Origin of the sequence: Paenibacillus sp. oral taxon 786 str. D14, from assembly GCF_000159955.1 — a bacterium.
Lineage (GTDB): Bacteria > Bacillota > Bacilli > Paenibacillales > Paenibacillaceae > Fontibacillus > Fontibacillus phoenicis.
The window spans coordinates 59,865-67,115 of the sequence record NZ_GG695974.1 but is presented as its reverse complement, the minus strand read 5'-3'; the positions used below and the strand labels follow the sequence as shown (position 1 = coordinate 67,115).

The following is a 7,251-nucleotide window of genomic DNA, read 5'->3' as shown; positions in this document are numbered from 1 at the left end:
AATACGCCTCATACTAAAGAAAGCTCCCCGAAACGGGGAGCTGCAGACGCATAAACATTAGGATTCGTTCTTTGAAATTCCGTTCAGATTGGGCGCATATTCAGCCTGTTTCTTTGGCTTGGCCGCGATGGATGGTTCCATCAGGCTCGACTTGTTCTGCTGGTTCTCGGTCTTCCGCGCTTTATGATGCGGCACCCTCATCACCTCCGCTACTTAGCGTCCCGTAAATGCTGCCGATTTATTCAGGGTTGGGCTGCCACCATCCTGTGATCGGGGTTAATCGTCGCCCTTTTTCTCCAGCGCCGCCTTCAGCAGTTCACCGAGATTGATGCCGCCGGACTCCTGCTTCTGGGCATACTGCTTCACGAGCCGTTGCTGCTCGCGCTTGCTCATATGCTTATCCTTGTCTTTCCCCAGCACCTCGGTGATCCCGCAGGACAGGCACTGCACATACTTGCCGGCTTTGCCTTCCTTGAGCTCCATCTTCTTGTGGCATTGCGGACAACGACGGTTGGACAGACGTTTCTCGCCGGATCGGCGATAACCGCAATCCTCGCTGGGGCAGACCAGCATCAAGCCGCGCCCGGTCTTCTTCTCAAGCAGCCTTGTCCCGCATTCCGGGCAATGGCTGTTGGAGACGTTATGCGGCTTATACGTCGCATCACTGCGCTTCACGCCTTGCACCAGGTTGATCGCCATCTCACGGATTCCGCTGAGGAACGGCCCCGGCTGACCTTGCCCGCGGGCGATCCGTTCCAGCTCAGCTTCCCAGCGGGCCGTCAGCTCCGGCGTACGCAAATCAGCCGGCGCCAGCTCGATGAGCTGCTTCCCTTTGCCGGTCGGATGCAGGTAATTCCCTTGCCGCTCGATCGTGTCGGAGCTGATCAGCTTCTCGATGATGTCCGCCCGCGTTGCCGGCGTGCCCAGCCCATGCTTCTCCATTTGGGTCAGCAGGGCAGCTTCTGTGTAGCGCTTCGGCGGCTGGGTCCGTCCCGGCGTCACGCGGCAGCGCTGCACCTTCACCGCCTCACCTTGAGTGAGCTCCGGCAGCACGGAGCCGCTCTCGGCATCGTCCTCGCCGCCTTCTTCCTCTTCCATGACCTGCCCGTCATAAACCGCCCGCCATCCGGCATCCTTAATCGTCGTCCCCTTGGCATGCAGCGTCTCCCCCGCAATTTGCACCGTCACGCTAACTTGATCAAACCTTGCCGGCGGATAAAATAAACTGATAAATCGCCGAACAATTAAATCGTAGAGCTTACGTTCATCCGTGTTCAGCGCGTTCAACAGCACCGTTTGTTCCGTTGGAATAATCGCATGGTGGTCGGTGACCTTGCTGTCGTCAACCACCCGCTTGCTCAGATGCAAAGAACCCCGCAGCAACGGCCGCGCCAAACTCGCGTAAGGGCCGACAGCCACACTCGTCAGGCGCTCCTTGAGCGTATCCGTCATATCCGAAGTCAAATACCGCGAATCGGTCCGCGGATACGTTACTAACTTATGCTGCTCGTAGAGCCGTTGCAGCACGTTAGAGGTCTGCTTGGCCGAAAAGCCCAGAAGTCGGTTGGCATCCCGCTGCAGCTCGGTCAAATCGTATGCCAGCGGATGGGGCACGGTTTTTTCATGCTTAACCAGCTTAACGATTTGGCCGGAAGCGCCCTCCAGTTTCTGTTTCAACACATTTAACTTCTCCGGGTCAAAAATACGCGCATCGCCGTTCCCGCCGCGCCATACCGCCTCAAACTTGCCGAAGTCCGCGCGCAGCACATGATACTCCTCCGAGCGGAAGCGGAGAATTTCATTCTCCCGCTGCATGATCATGCCAAGTGTCGGCGTCTGCACCCGTCCAGCCGAGAGTGGCGCGCCAAACTTGGTGGTCAGCGCCCGGGTCACGTTCAGCCCCACCATCCAGTCGGCTTCGGCTCGGCAGCGCGCCGATTGGTACAAGCGCTCATATTGATTGCCCGGCTTCAGCGACGCGAACCCTTCCTTGATCGCTTTGTCCGTTTGCGACGAAATCCACAACCGCTTAAATGGCTTATTCCATTTAGCCATTTCCATAATCCAGCGGGCGAGCAGCTCGCCTTCGCGGGCGGCGTCCGTCGCCACGATCAGCTCGCCGATATCCTGACGGCGCATCAGCTGCTGCACCGCCTTAAACTGGTGGCTGGTCTCGCGCAGCACCTTGAGCTTCATTTTTTCCGGTAAAATCGGCAAATCCTCCAGCGCCCACGTGGCGTATTTCTTATCATAATCCTCCGGCTCGGCCAATCCCACCAGATGGCCTAATGCCCAGGTCACTACATATTTGGACCCTTCAAAATGGCTTTTATGCTTATCCCGGCTGCCGATGACTCGCGCGATCTCTCTGGCAACCGAGGGCTTCTCGGCTAATACCAACGTTTTCATAAGTTCGATCGGACACTCCTTTCCACTGAACCATTATAGCATTCAAGCAACAGTTGCTTGAAATTTAAAACATGATATACTCATGTTTAGTACCAGGTACTAATATCTGATCGCAAAAAAATCCTTCTCGACCTAAAGGAGTGATACCGATGGCCATACAAACACCCCCATCCAAGGCCCGCATTACCGCACTTGGAACCTATGTTCCTGAAAAAATCCTGACCAACGCGGATTTGGAGCAGCTCGTGGATACGAGCAACGAGTGGATTGTGCAGCGCACGGGGATTAAGGAAAGACATATTACCGCCGAGAATGAGTTCACCTCCCACCTAAGTATTAAGGCGGTGGAGCGGCTTCGCGAGACGTACAAGACTTCGCTGGACGACGTCGACTTCATCATCACCTCGACGACAACGCCGGATTATTCGTTTCCGACCGTGTCTTGCCGGATTCAGGAGCATTTTGGCATGGAACAGGCGGGAGCGATTGATTTAAACGCAACCTGCGCCGGGTTCGCTTATGCTCTTCATTTGGCGAACGGCATGATCAGCGCCGGTCTGCATCGCAAAATCCTTGTCGTGGCCGGGGAAACGATGTCCAAAATCACCGACTATACCGACCGCAGCACCTGCATCCTGTTCGGTGACGGAGCCGGAGCTGTGCTGGTCGAGGCAACTTCTGAGGCTGAAGCCGAATGGCCGGGTTTCGAATCGTTTGTTCTCGGAACCAACGGCGCCGGCGGCATCCATGTGTACCGCACCGGTCTGTCGGATCAAATGAACGGGCAGCCCCTCGAAGGCAAAGGCAAAATCGTACAAAACGGCCGCGAGGTGTTCAAATGGGCCGTCCGAACCGTGACCACCGGAATTGAGCAACTGCTGGAGCAGGCGGGTCTTGCTCGCGAGGACATCGACTGGTTTGTGCCGCATAGCGCTAACCTGCGCATGATCGAGTCAATCTGCGAGAAAGCGGATCTCCCTCTCGCCAAAACCCTGCAAAGCGTGCAGGACATGGGAAATACGTCCTCTGCCTCCATCCCGCTGGCGTTGCAGGCCGGCGTTGACGCGGGCCGCTTGAAATATGGCGACCGCGTGCTGGTGTACGGCTTTGGCAGCGGCTTAACCCATGCCGGCTTGATCCTGCGCTGGGGTGCGTGATCTGTCTGTCCGCACGGCCCTTTGCGTCATTATCCCTTTTGGTAAGGGAGTATGCTGGGGCTTCAATTCACTCGACTCTAACTTCTATCTGACCAAACGGGAGCATCCTGCAAAGCGCCGGGCGGAAGAGGTGAAGCCTCAGCTCTTCTGCTCCTCTGCTCTTGATCTCCGTTTCGGAGCGTTCCCTTTTCAACCTGCAGGCTTCCAGGTACAATAACAGGAGTCATTCATTACGATCCGCCCCATCTTGTGTCCGAAGGAGATGCCGTACGATGCCTACTCTCAGAGAACTGTTTACCGATCTGGACTTTCAGGAAGCGTTGGACCGGAAGCTGCGCGTCCGCGTATTCCGCGACGATCACATGATCGATAACGGCAGCATTATTGTCCGTTTCACAGATGACACCATTATCACGCAGGCTGGAGTAGACGAGTTGTCCTACCATCCACGCCGGGAATGCCAATTTTTTGAGTTAAAAAAATAACTCCAAGGGACGGCAACCGAGCGAGCTCTCTCCGGGTTCGTCCCTTTCACTTTGGCTGCCCCGCCGTCGGGAGAACCGCATTTTCCGTCTTTATGTTAGGCGTTTCTTTGCCGTAGCGAATAAAGATCCATACGCCGCATAAGATGAGCACGCCCGCCGACAGCTGCAGCGGAGTTAAGCTTTCCTTCAGCAGCAACCAGGCCAGCAGTGAGGCAAATACCGGCTCGCCGAGAACGGCCATTGACACTGCAGAAGCGCTGAGATATTTCATCAGCCAGTTAAACAGATAATGCCCGAATAACGTAGGAACGATCGCCAGCAGAAGGAAAATGCCCCATTCCCTCGGCTCATAGCCGGTAAACCGGATGCCGGCAGCTACGTTGTATACGGCCATTGACGTTCCCGCCACGGCAAACACGAGGAAGTTATAAACAAACGCGCTGATCGTCTGTAGCAGCTGCTTGCCGACCAGGATATGAATCGCGACCGCAATCGTCCCGAGCAGAGAGAGCAAATCTCCGGTCACGGCCTTGCCGGACAAGGCGAAATCTCCGGAGCCGATCGCGATCGAGCCGATACATGCCAGCGTAATACCGAGGATCATCGCTTTATTGATTTTTGCCCCAAACAAGAAGAACGACCCGAACATCACGATGATGGGCTCCAGTGTCAGAAGGACCGTGGAGCTTGCGACCGTCGTCAAGCGCAGCGAACCCATCCATAGCAGGAAATGCAGCCCCAGCATCAGCCCCGAAAACAAAAGACGCCCCCATTGCTTGCCAGTCAGTCGCGCAATTTCTCCCCGGTAGCGCCACAGCAGCGGCAGCATCAATACGTTCGTGATATACATCCGGTACATGGCAATCACCGACACTTCGGCATTGGACCAGCGGATGAAGATGGAAGAAAACGAGATGGCGATAATGCCGATCACGTAGAGGATTTCATATTTACCCATGGACTTCGTGGTGGTGTGCATATGCGTTAAGGTCCCATCTTTCTCATGAAATTTTGTCACCCGATCGGGCTGCAAACCACTTCATTATAGCGGAGTCACAGCCGTTCCTCAATCGAAAAAATAGACCCTAAGGATCTAGTAGAAGCAGCCCCTAATCTATCGTCAAAAAAAGATGAAGGAGGAGCTTTCTATGAAAAATTTAGATGTTCTGATCGGCGGCAACGACGTGGAATCGCTCATCGCGACCAACCAACGGTTAACGGCAGAACAAGTTCGGGAAATTCGCCGCAGCGGGACATGGCCCAGCGGATATCGCCTGATCTAAGCTTTAGGCTTATAATGGTTCCATATTATGTGTGCAGAGGATGTGTACGCCTTATGGAACCGATCGTATCCAAACGTTGGCTGTTAGCTAGAATGTATGAACCGGATCTCGTCATCGTCGATTGCCGCTTTGAGCTTGGGCAGCCGGAGGCCGGGCGTGCGGCCTACGACGCCGCACATATTCCCGGTGCCGTCTATCTTGATCTGGAACAGGATCTGTCGGCACCGGTCACCACGCATGGCGGGCGTCACCCGCTGCCCGCCCCGGACGAGTTGGCCGCGCGCTTCGCCCGCGCCGGCATCGGCAACGCCACCAGGGTGGTCGCCTACGACGACCAGGGAGGCATGAACGCCTCCCGCCTATGGTGGCTGCTGCGCTGGTTGGGCCATGACGAGGTCTACGTCATGGACGAGGGGTTCGCCGCCTGGCAAGCCGGCGGCTATCCCGTGACCGCAGAGCGGCGGACGATCGTCCCCACCGCTTTCACCCCCTCGCCCCGGCCGCACCTGCTGGCCGGCGTCGAGGACGTCCGCCGGGCGCTGCGCGATCCCGGCATCCTGCTCGTGGACTCGCGCGCCGCGGATCGCTACGCCGGCTTGCAGGAGCCGCTCGACGTCAAGGCCGGCCACATTCCCGGGGCCATCAACCGGTTTTGGAAGCAGGTGCTGGATGACAGCGGCTCCTGGAAAAGCGAGGGCGAGCTGCGCGAGCAGCTGGCGCCGGTCATCGCCGCCCTCGACGAAGGCCGCGAGGCCATCGTCTACTGCGGCTCCGGCGTGAGCGCTTGCCCGAACGTGCTCGCCCTCTATCGGCTTGGCTACCCGCAGGTCAAACTGTACGCCGGCAGCTGGAGCGATTGGATTTCTTATCCCGAGAACCCCATCGCGACGGGGGAGGAATAAACGCCAGAATATGGGCCTAGGGACTTTACAAGGCTCGATTTTGGAATATAATATAGTTAGAATTCTAACTAAAGAGGTATCTAATCATGCATCCAAGCGAGCCTATTGAGTGGCAATGGGATAAGGGGCCCATTGGCCGACTGGTCAAGACGGGGTATATCACGCTGCGCAGGGAAGTCGAGGAATTGTTACATCCGCTGGGGTTAACACATACGCAATGGAGTGCGCTCGGCGTCATTCGTCAATATCCAGGAATCTCTCCCTCTCAACTGGAGCCGATTCTAATGATTGAACGTCCGAGCGTCACCAGCTTATTAAAAGGGTTGACGAACAAAGGACTCATCCGTTATAAGGACCATCCGCAAGACGGACGCTCTAAGCTGATTTTTTTGACGGAAGCGGGCAGCCAATTGGCGGAAGAGACGCAGCACTTCACGTCAGTTGTAGAAGAGCGAGTTAAAGCGGAGATGACGGCTGAAGAGTTCGACACCTTAAAGTCGCTCCTCACCAAAATGATCCGTACATTTGAAAAGCAGTAGATTTTTATTTGCACCCCTTTTACGTCTATATAGTTAGAATTCTAATTAAATTGCACTTAGGAGGCAAAGATGATGAAGAGATGGATGCGTATTGTTGGATGGATCGTCGTGGGTTTGACTTCATTGTTTTATATTCAGAGCGGTGTTCAGAAGCTGGCGGGGACTGAAGAGATGATCCGGCACTTTCAAGATATAGGTTATCCGGATTGGAGTCGAATCCTCATTGGCTTGGTGGAAATAGCAGGCGCGGTACTGCTGGTTTGGCCGCGCTTAACCTTGTACGCCGCGACAGCCCTTGGCCTCCTTATGATTGGCGCCGTAGTTTCCGAACTGTCGGCCGGTCAAGGTTTTGGCACCTTGATGGCTGCCCAGTGGTTGGTCGTATTGGTGCTGATCGCAGGGGTGCGCCTCAGAATTGTTTTCCAATCCAAATCTAAATCTAAGCGTGTTGAAAGCCATGCTTGAACCATTGGGCA

At 55.6% G+C, this 7,251-nt stretch carries 9 protein-coding genes; 6 read left to right on the top strand and 3 right to left on the bottom strand.

The features are described 5' to 3' along the window. Positions 1-57: 57 nt before the first annotated feature. Both POTG_RS24295 and POTG_RS08965 read right to left on the bottom strand, forming a co-directional pair. The gene (locus tag POTG_RS24295; protein ID WP_198136182.1) at positions 58-195 is read right to left on the bottom strand and encodes a hypothetical protein; all 138 of its coding nucleotides are present in this window, start codon (positions 193-195) and stop codon (positions 58-60) included. Positions 196-276: 81 nt separating this feature from the next. Beyond that, positions 277-2,409 (bottom strand): DNA topoisomerase III, encoded by a 2,133-nt coding sequence (locus tag POTG_RS08965; RefSeq protein ID WP_009224508.1) that lies wholly within the window; start codon positions 2,407-2,409, stop codon positions 277-279. A 149-nt stretch (positions 2,410-2,558) separates the two neighbouring features. On the opposite strand from POTG_RS08965, the gene POTG_RS08960 reads away from it, so the two are divergent. Next, positions 2,559-3,566, top strand: coding sequence for a ketoacyl-ACP synthase III (locus POTG_RS08960; RefSeq protein WP_009224507.1), 1,008 nt, complete (start codon positions 2,559-2,561; stop codon positions 3,564-3,566). 272 nt (positions 3,567-3,838) lie between these two features. Beyond that, complete coding sequence (locus POTG_RS08955) at positions 3,839-4,051, top strand: hypothetical protein (protein ID WP_009224505.1); 213 nt, start codon at positions 3,839-3,841, stop codon at positions 4,049-4,051. 46 nt (positions 4,052-4,097) lie between these two features. Here the strand turns inward: POTG_RS08955 and POTG_RS08950 are convergent, their stop codons facing one another. Next, positions 4,098-5,030, bottom strand: a complete 933-nt coding sequence (locus POTG_RS08950; RefSeq protein WP_036644933.1) for a DMT family transporter — start codon at positions 5,028-5,030, stop codon at positions 4,098-4,100. A 169-nt stretch (positions 5,031-5,199) separates the two neighbouring features. Between POTG_RS08950 and POTG_RS25145 the strand changes: the two genes are divergently transcribed. The 4 genes from POTG_RS25145 to POTG_RS08935 all read left to right on the top strand — a co-directional run bounded on the left by POTG_RS25145 (position 5,200) and on the right by POTG_RS08935 (position 7,240). Further along, a complete protein-coding gene (locus POTG_RS25145; RefSeq protein ID WP_260070709.1) occupies positions 5,200-5,334 on the top strand; it encodes a hypothetical protein in 135 nt (44 codons plus the stop codon). A 53-nt stretch (positions 5,335-5,387) separates the two neighbouring features. Next, entirely contained in the window at positions 5,388-6,236 is an 849-nt protein-coding gene (locus POTG_RS08945; RefSeq protein ID WP_009224502.1) for a sulfurtransferase, read from the top strand. Between the two features lie 86 nt (positions 6,237-6,322). After that, positions 6,323-6,775, top strand: coding sequence for a MarR family winged helix-turn-helix transcriptional regulator (locus tag POTG_RS08940; RefSeq protein ID WP_009224501.1), 453 nt, complete (start codon positions 6,323-6,325; stop codon positions 6,773-6,775). Positions 6,776-6,847: 72 nt separating this feature from the next. Beyond that, a complete protein-coding gene (locus POTG_RS08935; protein WP_157273377.1) occupies positions 6,848-7,240 on the top strand; it encodes a DoxX family protein in 393 nt (130 codons plus the stop codon). Positions 7,241-7,251: the final 11 nt, after the last annotated feature.

Bases quoted from the DNA above. Each gene is read 5' to 3' on its own strand.
- POTG_RS08965 (WP_009224508.1), bottom strand. From the start codon at position 2,409: ATGAAAACGTTGGTATTAGCCGAGAAGCCCTCGGTTGCCAGAGAGATC.
- POTG_RS08960 (WP_009224507.1), top strand. From the start codon at position 2,559: ATGGCCATACAAACACCCCCATCCAAGGCCCGCATTACCGCACTTGGA.
- POTG_RS08955 (WP_009224505.1), top strand. From the start codon at position 3,839: ATGCCTACTCTCAGAGAACTGTTTACCGATCTGGACTTTCAGGAAGCG.
- POTG_RS08950 (WP_036644933.1), bottom strand. From the start codon at position 5,030: ATGCACACCACCACGAAGTCCATGGGTAAATATGAAATCCTCTACGTG.
- POTG_RS25145 (WP_260070709.1), top strand. From the start codon at position 5,200: ATGAAAAATTTAGATGTTCTGATCGGCGGCAACGACGTGGAATCGCTC.
- POTG_RS08945 (WP_009224502.1), top strand. From the start codon at position 5,388: ATGGAACCGATCGTATCCAAACGTTGGCTGTTAGCTAGAATGTATGAA.
- POTG_RS08940 (WP_009224501.1), top strand. From the start codon at position 6,323: ATGCATCCAAGCGAGCCTATTGAGTGGCAATGGGATAAGGGGCCCATT.
- POTG_RS08935 (WP_157273377.1), top strand. From the start codon at position 6,848: ATGAAGAGATGGATGCGTATTGTTGGATGGATCGTCGTGGGTTTGACT.